The organism is Anaerolineales bacterium (genome assembly GCA_025808555.1).
In the GTDB taxonomy this organism is placed as follows: domain Bacteria; phylum Chloroflexota; class Anaerolineae; order Anaerolineales; family UBA11579; genus JAMCZK01.
In genome coordinates this window covers 139,743-157,713 of the sequence record CP075526.1, presented here as the reverse complement: position 1 = coordinate 157,713, position 17,971 = coordinate 139,743, and the positions used below count along the sequence as shown (strand labels likewise).

Sequence of the window (17,971 nt, the reverse complement as noted above, 5' to 3'; positions counted from 1 at the left end):
AGGACTTAGGACAGAACATGTTGCAACCAAAACGTTTCAAGTTTCCCAAGATGCACCGTGGCCGCATGCGTGGCAAAGCCAGCCGCGGCGCCGACGTGCATTTTGGCGAGTATGGCCTGCAGGCGCTGGAGCCGCATTGGATCTCTGGCCGCCAGCTGGAAGCCTGCCGCCGCGCCATTGTGCGTGAGGCTCGCCGCCGCGGTAAGGTGTGGATCCGTGTGTTCCCGGACAAGCCGATCACCAAGCGCGCCGCCGAAACCCGCATGGGTAAGGGCAAGGGCAGTGTGGAGTTCTACGCTGCGGTTGTGCGCCCTGGCACGGTGTTGTTCGAGGTAGCCGGTATGCCGCCCGAGGTGGCCACCCGCGCCCTGGAGCTGGCGGCAGCCAAGCTGCCGATCCGCACCAAGATCATCAAGCGCATTGAATTTCTGAGCGAGTAACCGAGATGGCTAAAGCGACCAAAGCAGCCGAGCTGCGCAAACTGAGCAACCAGCAGATCGTCGAGCAGATCGACGAAGCCCGTGAGCAATTAATGCGCATGCGCTTCCAGAAAGCTACCGGCGAGCTGAAGGACCAAAACGCACCGCGTGCCCATCGCCGCAAGATCGCCCAACTGATGACGATCTTGAAGGAAAAGGGCGGCGTAGCGGCTATAGCCGCTACGAACTCCGCCGCCAAGAGCGCCGGGGAGAAGACAGAAGGTGAAGCATGAACAAGCGCCGCCAAATTGAAGGCGTAGTGACCAGCAACAAGATGCAGAAGACCGTGGTCGTACGCACAACCCGCAGTTTCCGCCACCCCGTGTACGGCAAAGTGGTGGAAGCCCAGCACAAGCTGGTAGCCCATGATGAACTGGGCTGCAAGATCGGCGATACCGTGCGCGTCATTGAAAGCCGCCCGATCTCCAAGACCAAGCGCTGGGTGGTGGTAGAGATCATCAACAGCTCGGTCAAAGAAGAGGTTGTGTAATGATCCAGCACGAAACTCGGCTGAGCGTGGCCGATAACACCGGCGCGCGTGAGCTGCTTGTGATTCACGTTGTCGGCGGCACCCGCCGTCGCTACGCCAGCATTGGCGACATTGTGGTAGGCACGGTGAAGAGCGCCATCCCGGCCGGGGCAGTGAAGAAAAGTGAAGTGGTGCGCGCCGTGATCGTGCGCATCTCCAAGGAATGGCGCCGTGAAGACGGCTCCTACATTCGCTTTGACGACAACGCCGCCGTGATCCTGGAAGGTAGCACCACCAATCCCAAGGGCACCCGCATCTTCGGGCCGGTTGCCCGTGAATTACGCGATAAGGGCTTCATGCGCATTGTTTCCCTGGCGCCTGAAGTTTTGTAGGAGAACAGCGTGAAGATTAAGCTGAAAATTCGCAAGGGCGATACGGTGGAAGTGGTAACCGGCAAAGAGGTTGACAAGGGCAAGCGCGCCGAAGTGATTCGCGTGTTGCCCAGGACCAACCGTCTGGTCGTCCAGGGCGTCAACATTCGCAAGCGCCACCAGCGCGCCACCCAACAGGGCGGGCGCCAGGTGCCAGCCAGCATCGTGGAGTTCGAGGGTCCGCTCTCCATCTCCAACGTGATGCTGGTGTGCCCGGCCTGCAGCAAGCCGGCCCGGGTAGGTTTCAAGCGTGATGACAAGGGCGTGGCCCACCGCGTGTGCAAGAACTGCGGCAAGGATATCGACTAAGCCCAACAGGGCATAGTTTGATCTAGGAGTAACTGAATGGCTCATTATTTGAAAGAGCGGTACACGAAAGAGGTCAGCCCGGCCCTGTTGAAGGCGCTAGGCTTGGCCAACGTGATGCAAGTGCCGCGCATTGAGAAGATCGTCTTGAACATCGGCCTGGGCAAATCCAAGGACGATTCCAAGGCGCTGGATGGGGCGGTGAACGACCTCACCATCATCACCGGGCAGAGGCCGCTGGTGACCAAGGCTCGCAAGGACATTGCCAACTTTGCCCTGCGCGCCGGCCGCGCCATTGGCGCCAAGGTCACCCTGCGCGGCGACCGCATGTGGTCGTTCTACGACCGCCTGGTGAACATTGCCCTGCCGCGCATGCGTGACTTCCGCGGGGTGTCTGCGGACGCGTTTGACGGCCGCGGCAACTACACCCTGGGCCTCACGGAGCAGCTGATCTTCCCTGAGATCCAGTACGACAACATTGAACAAGTGCGCGGCCTGGAAGTGACCATCGTCACCAGCGCCCGTAACGACGACGAAGGCCGCGCTCTGCTGCAGTTGATGGGCATGCCCTTCAAGAAGGAAGGCTAGACAATGGCCAAAAAATCGATCATTACGCGCGAAACTCGCCGTAAGTTTGCCAACCAGGTGCGCAACCGCTGCAAAGTGTGCGGCCGCCCGCGTGGCTATATGCGCCGTTTTGGTTTGTGCCGCATTTGCTTCCGCCAGTTTGCACTGGAAGGCAAGATCCCCGGCGTGGTGAAAGCGTCTTGGTAGGCGCGGAGGAACGATCATGGCAATGACTGACCCGATCTCCGATATGCTCACCCGCATCCGCAACGGCGTGATGGCCGGCCATGCCCTGGTGGGCATGCCCAGCTCCCGCCTGAAGGCGGCCATTGCGGGCATCCTCAAAGAAGAAGGTTTCATTGAGGACTTTGAAATTGTAGAAGACGGCCCGTTCAAGGTGCTGCGCATCCAGTTGAAGTATGTGGGTGAGCGCCGTGAACGCCGCCCTGTCATTTCCGGCCTGGAGCGCGTCAGCAGCCCTGGCCGCCGCATCTATGCCAAGCGCAGCGAGATCCCCTGGGTGCTGTCTGGCCTGGGTACGGCCATCCTCTCCACGCCCAAGGGCGTGATGAGCGGCCGCCGCGCCCGCCAGATGGGCGTGGGTGGCGAGATCCTGTGCAAGGTTTGGTAAGGCTCGCAGGTTTGGAGGTTTATACGTGTCTAGAGTAGGACGTTTGCCAATTGAGATCCCTTCCGGTGTGGAAGTGAGCATCAATGGCTCAACAATAAAAGTAAAAGGCCCCAAGGGCGAGCTTTCGCATACCTTCCCGGCTGAGATCAGCTTTGAGAAGGAAGGCAGCAACCTGCACGTCAAGCGCAACAGCGAGGAGAAGTTCGGCCGCAGCATCCATGGCACCGCCCGCGCGGTGGTGAGCAACATGGTGTTGGGCACCAGCTCCGGCTTTAGCAAGACGCTGGAAGTGCAGGGCGTGGGCTACCGCGCCGAAGTGAAGGGCAAGAACCTGGTTTTGCATGTTGGCTATTCCAACCCGGTGGAAGTGGAGCCGCCTGCGGGCATCTCCTACGCCACGGCGGAAGGCGGCCAAATCATTGTGAGCGGGCACGACAAGGTGCTGGTGGGTGAGACTGCCGCCCGCATCCGCAAGGTGCGTCCGCCCGAGCCGTACAAGGGCAAGGGTATTCGTTACCAGGGCGAGTTTGTCCGCCTCAAGGCTGGTAAGGCTGCTAAGGCTGCCTCCGGATAAGGTTGAGATTGAGATATGGCTACTAAAACACGAGCACAATCCCGTCAGAAGCGGCACAAGCGTGTACGCGGCAAGATCAGCGGCACGGCCGCCCGCCCGCGCCTCAACGTTTTCCGCAGCCTGAGCGGCATCTACGTTCAGCTGATCGATGATGTGGCCGGCCACACGCTGTTGTCGGCCTCCAGCATCGATGGCGAGCTGCGCGGCACGCTGAAGGGCAAGAACAAGACTGAACAGGCTCGCCTGGTAGGCGAGGCGGTGGCCAAGCGCGCGGTCGCCAAAGGCATCAAGCAAGTGGTGATGGACCGCGGCGGCTTCCGCTATGCGGGCCGCATCAAGGCCCTGGCCGATGGCGCCCGCAAGGAAGGTCTTGAATTTTAGTTTTGCTTACGCAAAACAAAAATTCAAGTAGGAGAGAAACCTATGGCTGATACGAAACAACGAACCAAAAAGGATCGCAAGAGCGAAGCTCCGGCCTCGTACGAGGCAGGCTTCGAGCTTGAAGAGAAGACCATTGAGATCCGCCGTGTATCCAAAGTGGTGCAAGGCGGCCGCCGCTTCGCCTTCCGCGTGACCGTGGTTGTGGGTGACCACAGCGGCCAGGTGGCCGCCGGCGTGGGCAAGGCTACCACCGTGCCCGAAGCGATCCGCAAGGCCACCACGCGTGCTCGCAAGCAACTGCGCCGCATGAACGTGTACGGCGGCACCATTCCGCATGCAGTCATCGGCCGCGTGGGCGGCTCGGTGGTGCTGCTCAAGCCCGCCTCGCCGGGTACCGGTGTTATCGCCGGCGGCGGTGTGCGCGCCGTGATGCAGGCCGTGGGCGTGCGTGACATTCTGACCAAATCAATGGGCAGCGGCAACATTCACAACGTGGTCATGGCCACCCTGGACGCGCTGGACCAGCTCAAGTCTGTTGATGAGCAGGCTCGCATGCGCGGCAAGGACGTGAAGGAGCTCAAGCCCTTCTGGGACCGAGGCAAGAAGAATGGCAGCTAAAGGCACTGGCAAGAAGATCAAGATCACGCTGGTGCGCAGCCCGATCGGGGCCACCGAGCGCCACAAGCGCACCGTGAAGGCCCTGGGCCTGCGCAAGATGCACCAGAGCGTGCTGGCTGAGGATAACGCCACCGTGCGCGGCATGGTGAAAAGCGTTACGCATTTATTGAAAGTGGAAGAGGCGTAAGCAATGAAGCTTCATGAACTTAAGCCCAACCCGGGCAAGATCACTCGCCGCACCCGTGTGGGCCGCGGCACTGGCTCTGGCAGCGGCAAGACCTCTGGCCGCGGCACCAAGGGCCAGGGCGCGCGCACCGGTGGTGGGGCTGGCCCGTACCACCAGGGCGGCAACCTGCCGTTCTTCCGCCGCTTGCCGTTCAAGCGCGGTTTCAACAAGCCGTTCCAGGTGACCTACAACGAGATCAACCTGGACCAGCTGGCGAATTTCAAAGACAACAGCGAGGTGACGCCGGATACACTGCGCGCCGCCCGCTTGCTGCCCAAGACCAACCGCCCGATCGTTCTGCTGGGCCGCGGTGAAGTGAAAGCTGCCCTCAAGGTGAGCGTGCACCGCGCCACGGCTTCGGCCAAGGCCAAGATCGAGAAGGCCGGCGGCAGCATCACCATTTTGCCGATGAAGGGTTCTGAGGAGTCCGCTAAATGAAACGTGGCGCCTGGCGTTTTCTCTGGACCGCTCCAGATATTCGCCGCAAGCTGCTGATCACGCTGGCGATCCTGATCCTGTATCGCTTTGTGTCGCACATCCCCGTGCCCGGCGTAGACCGCGATCTGATCTCTCAGTTCATGGCGCAGGGTGGGGCGGGCAGCACGCTGGTGGGTCTGATCGACCTCATCTCCGGCGGTACGTTGCTGCAGTTCTCCGTGCTGGCGATGGGCGTGTACCCGTACATTACTGCGCAGATCATTCTGCAGCTGCTCATGCCCCTCATCCCTTCGCTGCAGAAGCGCATGGAAGAGGATCCGCGTGAGGGCCGCAAGTTCATGGAGCGCTGGACCTACTATCTGGCGGTGCCTATGGCGATCCTGAGCGCGGTCGGCCAGATCAACATCTTCTCCACCCTGGCGGGTGGGGCGGTCATCCAGGGCTTCGGCTTTGGCGAGGGCCAGCTGTTGCGCTCCATCACCATCATCATCAGCATGACGGCCGGCACCATGTTCGCCATCTGGCTGGGCGAGCTGATCTCTGAGTACGGTATCCGTAACCAGGGCCTCTCGCTCATCATCTTCGCCGGCATCATCTCACGCATTCCGGGCAACTTTGCCTCGCTGCTGCAGAATCAGGCCGCAGGCTGGATCTCCGTGCTGGTGATCCTGCTCATCATGGTGGTCACCATCTTCGTGATCGTGTATGTGCAGCAGGGCCGCCGCAATGTGCCGGTGATGTACCCTGGCCGCCGCATGGGCAATCGCATGTCCATGCCGGTCAAAGGCACCCTGCCGCTCATGGTCAACATGTCCGGCATGATCCCGCTCATCTTCGCCCAGGCGATCCTACAGTTGCCCTCCATTTTGGCCAGCTTCTTCGCCAGTTCCACCACGCCGTGGGTGGCCAGCGTGTCAAACACGCTGACCACGTTCTTTAATCCGGCTGGCCCGGGCTACTGGACCATGTATTTCATCATGGTGGTGGGCTTTGCCTTCTTCTATACAGACGTGCTGTTCGCCCAGCAAAACTATGGCGAGAACCTGAAGCGGGTTGGCGCCCAGATCCCTGGCGTTAACCGCGGCGCTCCAACCCAGCGCTATCTCACGTCTGTGCTGCGTCGCATCACGTTGCCCGGCGCGGTCTTTCTGGGGCTTATCGCCATCCTGCCCTTCCTGATGACCCTGGCCATGCCGTTCCTGGCCACGGGCGGGCAGGGCATGTTCCTGGTGAGCGCGTCAGGTCTGCTCATCATGGTCGGTACGATCCGCGAAGCTTTCTTCAACATTGATGCTGAGCTGAAGCTGCACGGATACGAAGAGTCGCTGCTGGTTCGGTAAGCGAAGCTAGCGAGGGCTAAGTGCCGGTGTATGTTGTGTTGCTGGGGCCGCCGGGTGCAGGAAAAGGCACCCAGGCGGGCATCGTGGCCAAGGCCATGGGCTTGGCGCATATCTCCTCTGGAGATCTGTTCCGAGAGCACATTAAAAACCAAACGGACTTGGGCAAGCGGGTTGACGCCATTTTGAAGCGCGGCGACCTGGTGCCCGATGATGTCACCATCGCCATGATCCGCGAGCGGCTCAAGCAGCCAGACTGCGCCAACGGCGCCATTCTGGATGGCTTCCCACGCACGCCGGCGCAGGCGCAGGCCCTCAACGGCATGCTGGCTGAGTTTGGCGGCGAAGTGGACGTGGTGCCGTACATCCAGGTGGAAGAGGCCGAGCTGATCGATAGGCTGTCTGACCGCTGGGTGTGCCGAGCCCACGGCCACGTGTACAACGCCAACTCCAACCCGCCGAAGACCGCTGGTGTCTGCGACATTGACGGCTCGGAGTTGTACCAGCGCGATGATGACAAACGTGAAACGGTTGAAAAGCGCATCCGCGTCTACTTTGAGCAGACCGCGCCCCTGATCGAGCACTACCGTGGCGAAGGCCGCCTGGTGGATGTGAATGGGGCGCAGGAGATCGCTCAGGTGACCGAGGATCTGCTGAAGGCGCTGCCGGGGCAAGCCAAATGAGTTGGGAGCGCAACATTGTGCTCAAAACTCCGGCAGAGCTCGAGATGATGCGCAAGGCGGGGCACATCAATGCCATGGCTCTGGCAGAGGTGGCTAAGCATGTGCGCCCGGGGATCACCACCGGCCAGCTCGACAAGATCGCCGAGCAGCTGATCCGGGACCATGGGGCAACCCCGGCGTTCCTCAACTACCCGGGGCCGTACCCATACCCGGCCACGCTGAACACCAGCGTGAACGAAGAGCTGGTGCACGGCCTGCCCGGCAAGCGTGAATTGCGAGAGGGAGACCTCCTCTCGGTGGATTGCGGCACCGTCTACGAAGGATTTGTAGGCGACTCCGCATTTAGCATGGGCGTCGGCGAGGTTTCAGCCGAGGCTCAGAAATTGATGGATGTTACGCAGGAATCTCTGCGTTTAGGCATCGCCCAGATGCTGCCCGGCAACCATGTGGGGGATGTGTCGGCCGCGGTGCAGGAGCATGTGGAAGCGCACGGTTACCATGTACCGCGCGAATACACAGGCCACGGGGTGGGGCGCAAGATGCACGAAGGCCCACAGGTGCCCAACTATGGGGTGCGCGGCCAGGGCATCTTGCTGCGCCCGGGAATGACCATCGCCCTGGAACCGATGGTGCTGGCGGGCACGCACCGCACACGGGTCCTCAAGGACCAGTGGACGGTGGTTTCCGCCGATGGCTCGCTGACCGCTCACTTTGAGCACAGCGTAGCCGTGACCGAGGATGGTCCGTTGGTATTGACCGCCCTTTAGCGTGGTAGCAACGCTAGACGGATGAGGAAAGCAAGGATATAATCACGCGTTCGCCCAGACGCACGCCGCCAGTGTAGGCGGCCAAAGGCTGGGCTGCAGGAGTAAGTTGCAATGAAAGTAACCGCATCAATCAAGAAACGCTGCAGCAACTGCAAGGTTGTGAAGCGCAAGGGCAAGCTGTATGTTATTTGCAGCAACCCCAAACACAAGCAGCGACAAGGTTAAGGTGAATGATGGCACGCATTGAAGGCGTAGATCTGCCGCGCGACAAGCGCGTTGAATACGGGCTGACCTATATTTACGGCATCGGCCTCAACACGTCTCAGCACATTTTGTCTGAGCTGGAAATCAATCCTGACACCCGCGTGAAGGACCTCTCCGAGGGCGATGTCAGCAAGTTGCGTGAGTACATCACCAAGAACCTGAAGGTGGAAGGTGACCTGCGCCGCGAGGTGCAGCTGAACATCAAGCGCCTGATGGAAATTGGCAGCTACCGTGGCCTGCGCCACCGCCGCGGCCTGCCCGTGCGCGGCCAGCGCACCCGTACCAATTCCCGTACCCGCAAAGGCCCGGCCAAGACCGTGGCTGGCCGTGGGCGCCGCCGTGGCGCCACCAAGAAGTAAGCGCCAGGAGAGTGAACCAATATGGCTAACGAAAAAGACACCAACCCCCAGGCCACTGAAGGCGCCGCCCCTGAGTCCAAGGAGAAGCGCGCCGCTCGCTCATCTTCCAAGAAGGGCAAGCGCGCCAGCATTCTTACCGGCCAGATCCATATTTTCGCTTCGTTCAACAACACCATCGTCACTGTGACCGATGGACAGGGCAACACCATCTCGTGGGCCAGCGCTGGCCTGGTGGGCTTCAAGGGCTCTCGCAAGAGCACGCCCTTCGCCTCCCGCCTGGCGACTGAGCGCGCCGTCAAGGCTGCCCAGGACCTGGGCATGCAGGAAGTGGAGCTGTATGTGAAAGGCCCCGGCCCCGGCCGCGAATCGGCCGTGCGCGCCGTGCAGACCATGGGCATGCGCGTGCGCTCCATCTCGGATGTGACCCCGCTGCCGCACAACGGCTGCCGCCCTCCGAAACGCCGCAGAATGTAATCAAACGCAGCCCCCGTTGTAAACGGGTAGCCCGCAGCATGCGGGTGGTTGCGTAGAACTCACCCGGTGGTCAGCTCTGCGCTGCAGGGCCAGCCGCCTGGCTGGGGAAGGAATGAAACTGTGATCGTACTAAGCAATATGGTGACGCCCCGCATTGAGCGTGAAGCGGAGGCTCGTAATTATGGAAAGTTTGCCATTGCCCCGCTGGAGCGCGGCTATGGACACACGCTTGGCAACTCGCTGCGCCGTGTGCTGCTCTCCTCGCTGGAGGGTGCGGCCATCACCTCCATCCGCGTGACGGACGCCCAGCATGAGTACAGCCAGATCCCTGGCATCCGCGAGGATGTCATCCAGATCATGCTGCAGCTCAAGCAGGTGCGCCTGATACTGCATGAGGGCGAGACCAGCCGCATGCACCTGGAAGTGAAGGGTGAGGGCACCGTGACCGCCGCCGATATTATTGCGCCGGCCGAGGTTGAGATCGTCAATCCTGACCTGTACCTGTTCACCTCGGACAGCAGCAAGACCAAGCTGCAGATCGAGCTGACCGTAGAGCGCGGCCGTGGCTACTCCCCAGCCAACGAGCGAGCCGGCAAGCTGCCGATCGGCGAACTGCCGGTGGACGCCATCTACACCCCGGTGCGCCGCGTGAACTGGGAAGTGACCCAGGCCCGCGTAGGCCAGAGCACCAACTATGACAAGCTGATTATGGAAATCTGGACCGATGGCACGGTGCGCCCTGAAGAGGCGCTGAGCACCTCGGCCGGCATCTTGATCGAGCACCTGCGCCACATTGCCGGCGTGAAGGAGATTGCCCTTAGCCCCGCGCCGGAGAAGGTTGTCACCGACAACCGCCTCTCCAGCGAGGTGTATGACACCCCGATCGAGAACCTCGATCTTTCGGTGCGCGTATTCAACTCCCTGAAGCGCGCCGGCATCACCACCGTGGGCGAGGTGATGGAACTGCTCGACAAGGGCCTGGATGCGGTGATGTCGATCCGCAACTTTGGCGACAAGAGCATGGATGAATTGGTAGAGAAAATGCAGGAGAAGGGCTACATGCCCCAGGACGCCAAGGCGCCCTCTGCTGCAGATGGAGAAGGTGAATAGAGCATGCGTCACAAAGTAGCAGGCAAGAAACTCAGCCGCCATGTCGGCGCCCGCACCGCGCTGCGCCGCATCCTGGTGAAGCAGCTGTTCGAGCACGAGCGCATCACCACCACCCGCGCCAAGGCTGAGGCCATCCGTGGCCAGGCCGAGCGCCTGATCACCCTGGCCAAGAAGGGCAACGCCGCTGAGGCTGCCTCGGCCAAGGTGCATGCCCGCCGCCTGGCGGCCTCGCGCTTGAACGACGCCAAGATCGTCAAGAAGTTGTTTGACGATATTGCCCCCCGTTTTACCGAGCGCAAGGGCGGTTACACCCGCCTGACCAAGCTCGGCCAGCGTGAGGGCGACCGCGCTCCCATGGTTCTGCTGGAGCTGGTCGACTAAGATCGTTATGTCCGGCATTTGTGCCGATGCATATCCACCAGCCTGTTGAGGTGGAGATAGAACGTTACAAAGTTATTCTGGCTTACCATGGCGCCGCATTCAGTGGAATGCAACGCCAGGCTCGCGGCCGCAGCGTACAGGCCGTGCTGGAAGAAGCCCTGCGCACCCTTGGCTGGGCTGGGCGGTCACTACTGATCGCCGGCCGCACGGACGCCGGCGTGCACGCCAGCGGCCAGGTAGCTGCCTTTGACCTGGAATGGAAACACTCCACGGAGAGCTTGCAAAAGGCGCTTAATGCCAAGCTGCCGCCGGATGTGGCCGTGCATGCGGTGAGCGTGGCGGCGGGTGATTTTCACCCGCGCTATGATGCGCGCAAGCGCAGCTACCGCTACCGCATCTACTGCCAACCGCAGCGAGACCCACTTCGGGAGGGGCTTGCATGGCGGGTGTGGCCGGCGCCGCAACTGCGGCGGCTGCAGCACGCCGCCCGGCAGTTGCGTGGCGAGCACGACTTCGCCGCCTTCGGCAGCGCCCCGCAAAAGGGTGGCCACACGGTACGGCGCGTGCATGCCGCCGCTTGGCGGGCAGACGGAGACGAATTCGTCTTCGAGGTGACTGGCAATGCCTTCCTCTATCACATGGTCCGCCGCATGGTGGGCCTGCAAGTGAAGGTGGGGCAGGGCCTGGCTCAGCCAGATGCAGTGAAAGCCGCGTTGCAGGCTATGCAGCGTGTGCGAGAATTGGCGCCCCCGCAGGGGTTGGCGCTGACCAAGGTAGAGTATTAGCGTAGGCGGAGCACATGCCGCCGGCGATGCAGGAAGCTGCTGCTGAAGCAGTTACGAGATGAAATAAGGAACTGAGGATTAGGATGCAACAAAAAAGCTATTATCCCAAAGCGGGTGATGTTGAAGGCCAATGGTACATTGTGGATGCCGCCGGTCAGAATTTGGGCCGCCTGGCTTCCCGCATTGCTTCCGTTCTGCTGGGCAAGCATCGCCCTGAGTACACTCCCGGGGTTGACCTGGGTGATGCAGTGATCGTGCTGAACTGCGGCCAGATCACGGTGACCGGCACCAAGATGACTGACAAGACCTATTACCGCTATAGCGGTTTCCAGGGTGGCCTCAAGGAGACCAGCCTGCGCCGCATGCTGGAGACTCACCCTGACCGCGTGATCCAGGAAGCGGTGTGGGGCATGTTGCCGCACAACAGACTGGGTCGCCAGCTGATCAAGAAACTGAAGATCTACGCCGGCAGTGAGCACCCGCACACCGCCCAGAAACCGCAGCCGCTGGCTGTGAAGTAAGGTAGGAGAGTTATGGCTGAACAATTTTACGAAGGCGTTGGCCGCCGCAAGACCAGCAGCGCCCGCGTGCGCGTGATGAGCGGCGCCGGAGCTTTCATGGTCAACGGCAAGCCGTTGGACGAATACTTCCCGCGTATTGGTGATGCGGCCCTGATCCAGGGCGTGCTGCAGGACGCGACTGCCGCCGGCACCGTGGACGTGAGCGTGATCGTGCGCGGCGGCGGCCGCACCGGCCAGGCCGGCGCAGTGCGCATGGGCCTGGCGCGTGCTTTGGTCAAGATGAACCCGGATTACCACCCGGCCATGGCCAAGAACCAGCACCTGCGCCGTGATGCGCGTGCCAAGGAACGCAAGAAACCCGGCCTCAAGCGCGCTCGCAAGGCCCCGACCTATACGAAGCGCTAGTTTCAAGCTCAAACAAAAAACCGCAGCGAAAGCAGCGGTTTTTTTATGCCACTTGTGCTTCCCGAGCGCAGCGAGGGATCCTCGCTGGCTGTTCGGCAGACCACGCGCTGCATGGAAGATATGCCAGCAAGGATTCCTCACTAATCCGGATACAGCGATCTGATGTGGGTTTATAAACCCGTTCGGAATGATAGGCGAATAGTAGGTGTATCATCGTGCCCATGACTGATATTGCATCCCTGCTCGCTAAGCTACCCGACGCGACGACCCAAAACCTAAGCCTTATCTATGCGCCGACCATGGCCGCGCAATACCATCCCACTTTCCCGCCGCATATGCCCGCCTTGATCCATGGCATAGACTCCGCTGAACTGTTGGCCAAGGTGCACGCGCTAATGCTACTGGTGTACCCGCCGGCGCACAGGCTCCAACTCGACAGCCAGGCAACCACGCTGGCCGAGCTGGCCAGCGTGCGGCCTGCCTACCCAGCCAGCGTGTATATTCCGCCCCTCGGCCCCAACACCTCGCTCGAAGAATTCCAAGAGTTGATCGCTCACCTGCGGGCCCCCGACGGCTGCCCTTGGGACCGCGAGCAGACCCACCAGAGCCTGCGCCGCAATCTGATCGAAGAGACCTATGAGGTGGTGGACGCGCTGGACGCCAACGACCCGAAGGCCATGCAGGAGGAATTCGGCGATCTGATGGTGCAGGTGGCTTTGCACGCCCAGATCGCCAGCGAGGCCGGCGAGTTCCGTATGGCGGATGTGCTGCACGGCATCATCACCAAGCTGATCGCCCGCCACCCGCACGTGTTCGGTGATGTGGAGCTGGGTGACGCCGAGGCGGTCATCGCCAATTGGGAGAACCTGAAGGCGGCCGAGCGCAAGGAAAAGGGGACCGAGAAGGGCTTGCTGGATGGTGTGTCGGCGGCCCTGCCTGCGCTCAGCCAGGCCGAGGCCTACACCAGCCGCGCTGCCCGTGTGGGCTTTGAGTGGCCGAACCTGGAAGGCGTGCTGGGTGATGTAACTGAGGAGATCCAGGAGTTCCGCGTTGAAGCGGCCGGTTCCCCCGAACAAGAAGCTGAGTTCGGCGACATCCTATTCGCGCTGGTGAATTTATCGCGCTGGCTCAAGATCGATGCCGAGGCGGCCCTGCGGGCGGCCAATGCCCGCTTCCGCAAACGCTTCGCGTTTGTGGAAGCCGGAGCGCGGGCGCAAAGGCGCCCGCTGAGCGCGCTAACGCTGGACGAGATGAACGCGCTGTGGGAGGAGAGTAAGCGGCAATAGCAGCATGTTGCCCGTCATTGCGAGGACGTGAGGCGGCGCAGCCGCTGAAAAACGAAGCAATCTCCAGGATTGTTCTCTCAGAAGCTTGGGGGATTGCTTCATGCTCTGCTACGTAGCGTGGCTCGCGATGACGGGGTGATGATGATACTAGTAGGGGCGCAGCATGCTGCGCCCCTACGCGGTTTGTATCAACTTAAGTAAGCAGCGAAAAAAACACTGGAGTGGGCTGCTCACTCCTCATTGCCACCTAAATATACTTACTCGTGATCGTCCCCTTGGCCTTCTTCAACTCCGCAGGCGTGCCCTCGAAGAGCACCTGGCCGCCGCGGCTGCCGCCCTCTGGCCCCATGTCAATGATCCAGTCAGCGTTGCGCACCACGTCCATATTGTGCTCGATCACGATCACCGTGTTGCCGCCGTCCACTAGGCGGTTGATGATCTCCAGCAGGTGGGCCGTATCCGACATGTGCAGGCCGGTGGTCGGCTCGTCCATTACGTACAGACTGCCTTCTTTGTGCAGCTCGCTGGCCAGCTTGATGCGCTGGCACTCGCCACCCGAGAGTGTGTTGAGCGGCTGGCCCAGCTTGAGGTAAGTCAGGCCCACATCGCTCATCGCCTGCAGGCGGCGCGTGATCTCAGGCTGGGTGAAGTGCGCCAATGCCTGCTGGACGGTCATCTCCAGCACATCGGCGATGGATTTGCCGTCCAGCTTGTAAGCCAGCACCTCGTCCTTAAAGCGCTTGCCGTTGCAGATCTCGCAGGGCGACTTGACCACGTCGAAGAATGACAGGTCGGTGTACACCACGCCGAGGCCCTGGCAATTCTCGCAGGCGCCTTTGGAGTTGAAGCTGAATAGGCCGGCGTTCACCTTGTTGGCGGTGGCGAAGGCCTTGCGGATATCGTCCATGATGCCGGTATAGGTGGCCGGGTTGGAGCGCGAGTTGGCGCCCACCGCCGACTGGTCGATCACGATCGCTTCGGGATAAGCCTCAACGAAGGCCTGGTTGATCAGCGAACTCTTGCCAGAGCCGGCCACGCCGGTCACAGCGGTGAACACCCCAGCCGGGACATTCACGCTGACCTTCTTGAGATTGTTGACGCTCACATTGCTCAGCTTGAATTGCTTCTTGGCCTCTCGGAATACTTTTTTGATCGGCAGCTTCTGCTTGAGATGCTGGCCGGTGAGCGTATCCGCCTTCAGCAGGCCGGTATAGCTGCCTTCGTACACGATCTCGCCGCCCTGACTGCCGGCCTTCGGCCCCACGTCAATGATGTGGTCGGCGATCTGGATCACGTCGGGGTCGTGTTCCACTACCAGCACGGTGTTGCCCTTGTCGCGCAGCTTTTGCAGCATCTCGTTCAGGCGGTGCACGTCCCGCGGGTGCAGGCCGATGCTCGGCTCATCGAACACGAACATCACATCCACCAGGCTGCTGCTCAGGTGCTTCACCATCTTGATGCGCTGCGATTCGCCGCCGGAGAGGGTGTCGGTCTCGCGGCTGAGGGTCAGATACTGTAGGCCAATGTCCACCACGTGCTGCAGGCGCTCCACCAGGCTCTGCACGATCGGCTTGGCCACCGGGTCTTTGATACCCTTGAGCACCGTGATCAGCTCGCCCACTTCCATGGCCGCCATCTCGGCAATGTTGTAGCCCTCGATCTTGCAGCCCAGCACGGCTTTGTTGAGGCGGGCGCCTTTGCACTCAGGGCAGGGGCCTTCTTCCAGGTATGGCGCGACTTGCTTCTGGGTGCGCTCGGAGAGCGCCTTGAAGTCACGCTTGATGTAGGAGTTGGTGAACTTGAGGATGATGCCCTCATACGTGGCTTTGAAGGCGCCCATGCTCACCTTGCGCCCCGAGCCGTGCAACAGCAGCTCCATCTCGTCCTTGGTGTATTTGGAGAGCTTCTTGTCATTGTCGAAGTAGCCGCTGGTCTGGTACAGGCCGACCCAGCTACCGAAACCGGGCACGCGGATCGGGCCCTCGTTGAGCGATTTGCTCATATCCAGGATCTTGTTGATTGCCGGCTGCAACTTGCGGCCGAAGCCGTTGCACTCCGGGCACATGCCCGCCGGGTCATTGAACGAGAACGCATTCGAATAGCCCACGAACGGCTTGCCCACCCGCGAGAACAGCAGGCGCAGGGCGGTGTAAATATCGGTGATCGTGCCCATGGTGGAATGCGAGCCGCCGCCCAGGCGCTTTTGGTCCACCACGATGGCCATGCTCAGGTTCTCGATCGAATCGGCATCCGGCTGGGAATAGCGCGGCAGGAAGTTGCGCACGAACATGCTGAAGGTCTCGTAGAGCTGGCGCTGCGCCTCGGTGGCCAGGGTATCGAACACGATCGAGGATTTGCCCGAGCCGGACACACCGGTAAAGATGGTGATCTGGTCCTTGGGGATGCGTACGTCAATATCCTTGAGATTGTTCTCGCGCGCACCGCGGATCTGGATAAAGTCTTGGCTGGCTTCAGGCATGATTCCTCTTGGGTCTGGGTTTGGCAGGGGGTGAAGTTTACCCTCTTTGCTGCGATGGGTCGGGGCAATGCCTTGACAGCCCGCCAGCGGAACGCTGGGCGGGCTGTAGGCTACTTGCTGGTCTTGGCTGGGTTCAGGCGCACCGCGCCAGTCACCAGCGCGGTGAGGGCGGCCTTGTCGATGCTGTCTTCTTCCCCAAAGTCAATGGCGCGGACAGCGCTGCTATCCAGGCGGGCGTTGAACAACTTCTTGGGATCCTTGAGCTGCTTGCCCTTGTGGAAGTTGATACGCACCGCGCTCTTGAGCACATCGGCGTGGCACACAATGCCATTGTGTGTCCACACGATCACGCCTTCGGGCTTGGAGGGCATTTTCCACTTGACCTCTTCCACCAGGGCCGGGTCGGCCTTACTGATGACGGCGCGCAGCTCGGTCAGCTTCTTGCCCTTCCATCCCTCGGTGCCTTTGATGATGGCGTTGATCTCTTTGGCGGTCGTCTTCGGGTTGGCCGCCGGCGCCTTGGGTTTGCGGGCCGTGGTTGGCTTCTTGCCAGCCGCGGTTTTGGCCGCAGGCTGCTTTCTGGAGGCGCTCTTCTTTGCGGGCATGCTTAGCTCAGCGCCTTCTTGATCAGCTTGATGATCTTGGCTTCTTCGGCGGGCGTGATCTTCAAAAGGGCGAAGGCGTTGGCCCACATGTTCCCGTCATCCAGCTTGGCCAGATCGCTGAAGCCTAAGGTAGCGTAGCGCGTGCCGAACTTATCAGCAGGCTGGAAGAAGAAAATGTTCTTGCCTTCTTTGGTAGCGTAACCGGGCATGCCGTACCATGTCTTGGGCAGCAGGTCTGGCGCCGCCCTCATCACGATCTCGTGCAAACGGGTGGCCATAGCGCGGTCTTTCGGCGCAAGTTTGGCGATGGCCGCCAGCATGTCTTTTTCGCTCTTGGCTTTGTCGTTCCCGTACTTTTCTTGCGCCTTCAGCTCACGGGCGCGCTCTTTCATTGCGGCTTTCTCTTCGGCGGTAAAGCCGCTGGTGCTCTTGGTGGTCTTCTTTGCGGGCATAGCAACCTCTTGGTCAAATTGGCTCCCATGCCTGGGCCGTTGCGGCCCAGGCATGGGATGGTAGTTTCTCAAACGCGCAGGCTTGCCTGTGGGTTATTCGCCCAGGTACTTGGCCAAACCTTCCAGCGCCTGCTTGGCGCCGGCCACCGCGCCGTAGCTGGCGGCTTCCTGGTAGGCTTCAGCGCTGGCGAAGACCAGGTGCAGGGTTACTTTAGTCTTACCGCCCTCATCCTCGAAGGTGACATTGGTGCGCACCGGGTCGCCGGCATACTCACCCTCGTTACCGTAGTCGTAGACCAGGCGGCTGGGTTTGTCAATCTCTACGAAGGTGACCTTGAAGCCGTAACTCTCGCCGTCAGGCGTGGCGGTGCTGTAGCGCCACACGCCGCCGGGCTTGGCGTCCCATTCTTGGGTGGTGGAGCCGGGCGGCAGCCACCATTGCTCGGCGTGCTCCTTCTCGGTGAAGGCGGCGAAAACGGTGTCACGCGGGGCGTCGAATACTCGGGTTGCGATGATCTCGCGGTCTGCGGTGTTGCTCATTGTTTGTCTCCTTTTTGTATCTTGCGTAGATAGTCTTGAAGCCGGTCAAAGTTTGCTTCCCAGTGCTGGCGATAGTCTTCCAGCCAGGTGGATACCTCGCGCAGCGGCGCGGCCTGCAGCTGCGCCGGCCGCCACTGCGCCTCACGCCCGCGCTGGATCAGGCCCGCCCGCTCCAGTACCTTAAGGTGCTTAGAGATGGTGGGCATGCTGAGCGCAAAGGGCTCGGCCAGTTCTTTTACAGTGGCGGGGCCTTGCGCCAGGCGCGCCAGCATGGCCCGGCGAGTGGGGTCGGCCAGGGCGGCAAAAGTAAGGCTGAGGGTGTCATGTGCGGGAAGCATAATTAGCTAATTAGCTAAATAGTAAATTATCCCAGCCGGAATGTCAAGGGCCATAAATAGATTGA

30 protein-coding genes are annotated in these 17,971 nt (G+C 61.1%); 25 read left to right on the top strand and 5 right to left on the bottom strand.

The genetic code is table 11. From position 1 onward, the window contains the following. Nucleotides 1-17: 17 nt before the first annotated feature. From rplP to mazG, 25 genes are all read left to right on the top strand, one after another. On the top strand, nt 18-440 hold the full coding sequence (gene rplP / locus KIT08_00875; GenBank protein ID UYN89808.1) for a 50S ribosomal protein L16: 423 nt from the start codon (nt 18-20) through the stop codon (nt 438-440). A 5-nt stretch (nt 441-445) separates the two neighbouring features. Beyond that, nucleotides 446-712, top strand: coding sequence for a 50S ribosomal protein L29 (rpmC, locus tag KIT08_00870; protein ID UYN89807.1), 267 nt, complete (start codon nt 446-448; stop codon nt 710-712). After that, nucleotides 709-969, top strand: coding sequence for a 30S ribosomal protein S17 (gene rpsQ / locus KIT08_00865; protein UYN89806.1), 261 nt, complete (start codon nt 709-711; stop codon nt 967-969). The genes rpmC and rpsQ overlap by 4 nt, the downstream gene beginning before the upstream one ends. After that, a complete protein-coding gene (gene rplN / locus KIT08_00860) occupies nt 969-1,340 on the top strand; it encodes a 50S ribosomal protein L14 (GenBank protein ID UYN89805.1) in 372 nt (123 codons plus the stop codon). The genes rpsQ and rplN overlap by 1 nt, the downstream gene beginning before the upstream one ends. Nucleotides 1,341-1,355: 15 nt before the next feature. After that, nucleotides 1,356-1,688 carry a 50S ribosomal protein L24 gene (gene rplX / locus KIT08_00855; protein UYN90770.1) on the top strand — a complete coding sequence of 111 codons (333 nt, stop codon included), beginning with the start codon at nt 1,356-1,358 and terminating at the stop codon, nt 1,686-1,688. Between the two features lie 36 nt (nt 1,689-1,724). Further along, nucleotides 1,725-2,273, top strand: a complete 549-nt coding sequence (rplE, locus tag KIT08_00850) for a 50S ribosomal protein L5 (GenBank protein UYN89804.1) — start codon at nt 1,725-1,727, stop codon at nt 2,271-2,273. 3 nt (nt 2,274-2,276) lie between these two features. Continuing rightward, nucleotides 2,277-2,459 carry a type Z 30S ribosomal protein S14 gene (locus tag KIT08_00845; protein UYN89803.1) on the top strand — a complete coding sequence of 61 codons (183 nt, stop codon included), beginning with the start codon at nt 2,277-2,279 and terminating at the stop codon, nt 2,457-2,459. Between the two features lie 16 nt (nt 2,460-2,475). Next, on the top strand, nt 2,476-2,883 hold the full coding sequence (gene rpsH, locus KIT08_00840) for a 30S ribosomal protein S8 (GenBank protein UYN89802.1): 408 nt from the start codon (nt 2,476-2,478) through the stop codon (nt 2,881-2,883). A gap of 25 nt (nt 2,884-2,908) precedes the next feature. After that, nucleotides 2,909-3,457 (top strand): 50S ribosomal protein L6, encoded by a 549-nt coding sequence (gene rplF, locus KIT08_00835; protein ID UYN89801.1) that lies wholly within the window; start codon nt 2,909-2,911, stop codon nt 3,455-3,457. 15 nt (nt 3,458-3,472) lie between these two features. Next, on the top strand, nt 3,473-3,838 hold the full coding sequence (rplR, locus tag KIT08_00830) for a 50S ribosomal protein L18 (GenBank protein ID UYN89800.1): 366 nt from the start codon (nt 3,473-3,475) through the stop codon (nt 3,836-3,838). A 42-nt stretch (nt 3,839-3,880) separates the two neighbouring features. Next, nucleotides 3,881-4,456, top strand: a complete 576-nt coding sequence (gene rpsE, locus KIT08_00825; protein UYN89799.1) for a 30S ribosomal protein S5 — start codon at nt 3,881-3,883, stop codon at nt 4,454-4,456. Beyond that, nucleotides 4,446-4,643 carry a 50S ribosomal protein L30 gene (gene rpmD, locus KIT08_00820; GenBank protein UYN89798.1) on the top strand — a complete coding sequence of 66 codons (198 nt, stop codon included), beginning with the start codon at nt 4,446-4,448 and terminating at the stop codon, nt 4,641-4,643. Before rpsE ends, rpmD begins: the two co-directional genes overlap by 11 nt. Nucleotides 4,644-4,646: 3 nt before the next feature. Continuing rightward, on the top strand, nt 4,647-5,120 hold the full coding sequence (gene rplO / locus KIT08_00815; protein UYN89797.1) for a 50S ribosomal protein L15: 474 nt from the start codon (nt 4,647-4,649) through the stop codon (nt 5,118-5,120). Further along, complete coding sequence (gene secY / locus KIT08_00810) at nt 5,117-6,460, top strand: preprotein translocase subunit SecY (GenBank protein ID UYN89796.1); 1,344 nt, start codon at nt 5,117-5,119, stop codon at nt 6,458-6,460. The genes rplO and secY overlap by 4 nt, the downstream gene beginning before the upstream one ends. A gap of 20 nt (nt 6,461-6,480) precedes the next feature. Continuing rightward, on the top strand, nt 6,481-7,140 hold the full coding sequence (locus KIT08_00805) for an adenylate kinase (protein ID UYN89795.1): 660 nt from the start codon (nt 6,481-6,483) through the stop codon (nt 7,138-7,140). Further along, nucleotides 7,137-7,907, top strand: coding sequence for a type I methionyl aminopeptidase (gene map, locus KIT08_00800; protein ID UYN89794.1), 771 nt, complete (start codon nt 7,137-7,139; stop codon nt 7,905-7,907). The genes KIT08_00805 and map overlap by 4 nt, the downstream gene beginning before the upstream one ends. A 111-nt stretch (nt 7,908-8,018) precedes the next feature. Then, on the top strand, nt 8,019-8,132 hold the full coding sequence (gene rpmJ / locus KIT08_00795) for a 50S ribosomal protein L36 (GenBank protein UYN89793.1): 114 nt from the start codon (nt 8,019-8,021) through the stop codon (nt 8,130-8,132). 8 nt (nt 8,133-8,140) lie between these two features. Next, nucleotides 8,141-8,530, top strand: coding sequence for a 30S ribosomal protein S13 (rpsM, locus tag KIT08_00790; protein ID UYN89792.1), 390 nt, complete (start codon nt 8,141-8,143; stop codon nt 8,528-8,530). Between the two features lie 21 nt (nt 8,531-8,551). Next, nucleotides 8,552-9,004, top strand: a complete 453-nt coding sequence (rpsK, locus tag KIT08_00785; protein UYN89791.1) for a 30S ribosomal protein S11 — start codon at nt 8,552-8,554, stop codon at nt 9,002-9,004. Nucleotides 9,005-9,124: 120 nt separating this feature from the next. Then, nucleotides 9,125-10,114 (top strand): DNA-directed RNA polymerase subunit alpha, encoded by a 990-nt coding sequence (locus KIT08_00780; GenBank protein ID UYN90769.1) that lies wholly within the window; start codon nt 9,125-9,127, stop codon nt 10,112-10,114. Nucleotides 10,115-10,117: 3 nt separating this feature from the next. Further along, entirely contained in the window at nt 10,118-10,495 is a 378-nt protein-coding gene (rplQ, locus tag KIT08_00775; GenBank protein ID UYN89790.1) for a 50S ribosomal protein L17, read from the top strand. A gap of 107 nt (nt 10,496-10,602) precedes the next feature. Beyond that, nucleotides 10,603-11,280 (top strand): tRNA pseudouridine(38-40) synthase TruA, encoded by a 678-nt coding sequence (gene truA, locus KIT08_00770; GenBank protein UYN89789.1) that lies wholly within the window; start codon nt 10,603-10,605, stop codon nt 11,278-11,280. A gap of 83 nt (nt 11,281-11,363) precedes the next feature. Further along, entirely contained in the window at nt 11,364-11,801 is a 438-nt protein-coding gene (rplM, locus tag KIT08_00765) for a 50S ribosomal protein L13 (GenBank protein ID UYN89788.1), read from the top strand. A 12-nt stretch (nt 11,802-11,813) separates the two neighbouring features. Then, nucleotides 11,814-12,206: a 30S ribosomal protein S9 gene (rpsI, locus tag KIT08_00760; protein ID UYN89787.1), complete on the top strand. Its 393-nt coding sequence runs from the start codon at nt 11,814-11,816 to the stop codon at nt 12,204-12,206. 221 nt (nt 12,207-12,427) lie between these two features. After that, nucleotides 12,428-13,492 (top strand): nucleoside triphosphate pyrophosphohydrolase, encoded by a 1,065-nt coding sequence (mazG, locus tag KIT08_00755; protein UYN89786.1) that lies wholly within the window; start codon nt 12,428-12,430, stop codon nt 13,490-13,492. A 247-nt stretch (nt 13,493-13,739) separates the two neighbouring features. Here mazG and KIT08_00750 read toward each other — a convergent pair whose 3' ends face one another. The 5 genes from KIT08_00750 to KIT08_00730 all read right to left on the bottom strand — a co-directional run bounded on the left by KIT08_00750 (nt 13,740) and on the right by KIT08_00730 (nt 17,906). Beyond that, nucleotides 13,740-15,971: an excinuclease ABC subunit UvrA gene (locus KIT08_00750; protein UYN89785.1), complete on the bottom strand. Its 2,232-nt coding sequence runs from the start codon at nt 15,969-15,971 to the stop codon at nt 13,740-13,742. A 110-nt stretch (nt 15,972-16,081) separates the two neighbouring features. After that, nucleotides 16,082-16,576, bottom strand: coding sequence for a DUF1801 domain-containing protein (locus tag KIT08_00745; GenBank protein UYN89784.1), 495 nt, complete (start codon nt 16,574-16,576; stop codon nt 16,082-16,084). Between the two features lie 2 nt (nt 16,577-16,578). Next, a complete protein-coding gene (locus KIT08_00740) occupies nt 16,579-17,028 on the bottom strand; it encodes a DUF1801 domain-containing protein (GenBank protein UYN89783.1) in 450 nt (149 codons plus the stop codon). A 93-nt stretch (nt 17,029-17,121) separates the two neighbouring features. Next, complete coding sequence (locus KIT08_00735) at nt 17,122-17,568, bottom strand: SRPBCC domain-containing protein (GenBank protein ID UYN89782.1); 447 nt, start codon at nt 17,566-17,568, stop codon at nt 17,122-17,124. Beyond that, nucleotides 17,565-17,906, bottom strand: coding sequence for a winged helix-turn-helix transcriptional regulator (locus KIT08_00730; GenBank protein ID UYN89781.1), 342 nt, complete (start codon nt 17,904-17,906; stop codon nt 17,565-17,567). The genes KIT08_00735 and KIT08_00730 overlap by 4 nt, the downstream gene beginning before the upstream one ends. Nucleotides 17,907-17,971 lie beyond the last annotated feature (65 nt).

Coding starts and splice junctions, on each gene's coding strand:
- rplP (UYN89808.1), top strand. CDS start 18: ATGTTGCAACCAAAACGTTTCAAGTTTCCCAAGATGCACCGTGGCCGC.
- rpmC (UYN89807.1), top strand. CDS start 446: ATGGCTAAAGCGACCAAAGCAGCCGAGCTGCGCAAACTGAGCAACCAG.
- rpsQ (UYN89806.1), top strand. CDS start 709: ATGAACAAGCGCCGCCAAATTGAAGGCGTAGTGACCAGCAACAAGATG.
- rplN (UYN89805.1), top strand. CDS start 969: ATGATCCAGCACGAAACTCGGCTGAGCGTGGCCGATAACACCGGCGCG.
- rplE (UYN89804.1), top strand. CDS start 1,725: ATGGCTCATTATTTGAAAGAGCGGTACACGAAAGAGGTCAGCCCGGCC.
- KIT08_00845 (UYN89803.1), top strand. CDS start 2,277: ATGGCCAAAAAATCGATCATTACGCGCGAAACTCGCCGTAAGTTTGCC.
- rpsH (UYN89802.1), top strand. CDS start 2,476: ATGGCAATGACTGACCCGATCTCCGATATGCTCACCCGCATCCGCAAC.
- rplR (UYN89800.1), top strand. CDS start 3,473: ATGGCTACTAAAACACGAGCACAATCCCGTCAGAAGCGGCACAAGCGT.
- rpsE (UYN89799.1), top strand. CDS start 3,881: ATGGCTGATACGAAACAACGAACCAAAAAGGATCGCAAGAGCGAAGCT.
- rpmD (UYN89798.1), top strand. CDS start 4,446: ATGGCAGCTAAAGGCACTGGCAAGAAGATCAAGATCACGCTGGTGCGC.
- rplO (UYN89797.1), top strand. CDS start 4,647: ATGAAGCTTCATGAACTTAAGCCCAACCCGGGCAAGATCACTCGCCGC.
- secY (UYN89796.1), top strand. CDS start 5,117: ATGAAACGTGGCGCCTGGCGTTTTCTCTGGACCGCTCCAGATATTCGC.
- map (UYN89794.1), top strand. CDS start 7,137: ATGAGTTGGGAGCGCAACATTGTGCTCAAAACTCCGGCAGAGCTCGAG.
- rpmJ (UYN89793.1), top strand. CDS start 8,019: ATGAAAGTAACCGCATCAATCAAGAAACGCTGCAGCAACTGCAAGGTT.
- rpsM (UYN89792.1), top strand. CDS start 8,141: ATGGCACGCATTGAAGGCGTAGATCTGCCGCGCGACAAGCGCGTTGAA.
- rpsK (UYN89791.1), top strand. CDS start 8,552: ATGGCTAACGAAAAAGACACCAACCCCCAGGCCACTGAAGGCGCCGCC.
- rplQ (UYN89790.1), top strand. CDS start 10,118: ATGCGTCACAAAGTAGCAGGCAAGAAACTCAGCCGCCATGTCGGCGCC.
- truA (UYN89789.1), top strand. CDS start 10,603: ATGCAACGCCAGGCTCGCGGCCGCAGCGTACAGGCCGTGCTGGAAGAA.
- rplM (UYN89788.1), top strand. CDS start 11,364: ATGCAACAAAAAAGCTATTATCCCAAAGCGGGTGATGTTGAAGGCCAA.
- rpsI (UYN89787.1), top strand. CDS start 11,814: ATGGCTGAACAATTTTACGAAGGCGTTGGCCGCCGCAAGACCAGCAGC.
- mazG (UYN89786.1), top strand. CDS start 12,428: ATGACTGATATTGCATCCCTGCTCGCTAAGCTACCCGACGCGACGACC.
- KIT08_00750 (UYN89785.1), bottom strand. CDS start 15,971: ATGCCTGAAGCCAGCCAAGACTTTATCCAGATCCGCGGTGCGCGCGAG.
- KIT08_00745 (UYN89784.1), bottom strand. CDS start 16,576: ATGCCCGCAAAGAAGAGCGCCTCCAGAAAGCAGCCTGCGGCCAAAACC.
- KIT08_00740 (UYN89783.1), bottom strand. CDS start 17,028: ATGCCCGCAAAGAAGACCACCAAGAGCACCAGCGGCTTTACCGCCGAA.
- KIT08_00735 (UYN89782.1), bottom strand. CDS start 17,568: ATGAGCAACACCGCAGACCGCGAGATCATCGCAACCCGAGTATTCGAC.
- KIT08_00730 (UYN89781.1), bottom strand. CDS start 17,906: ATGCTTCCCGCACATGACACCCTCAGCCTTACTTTTGCCGCCCTGGCC.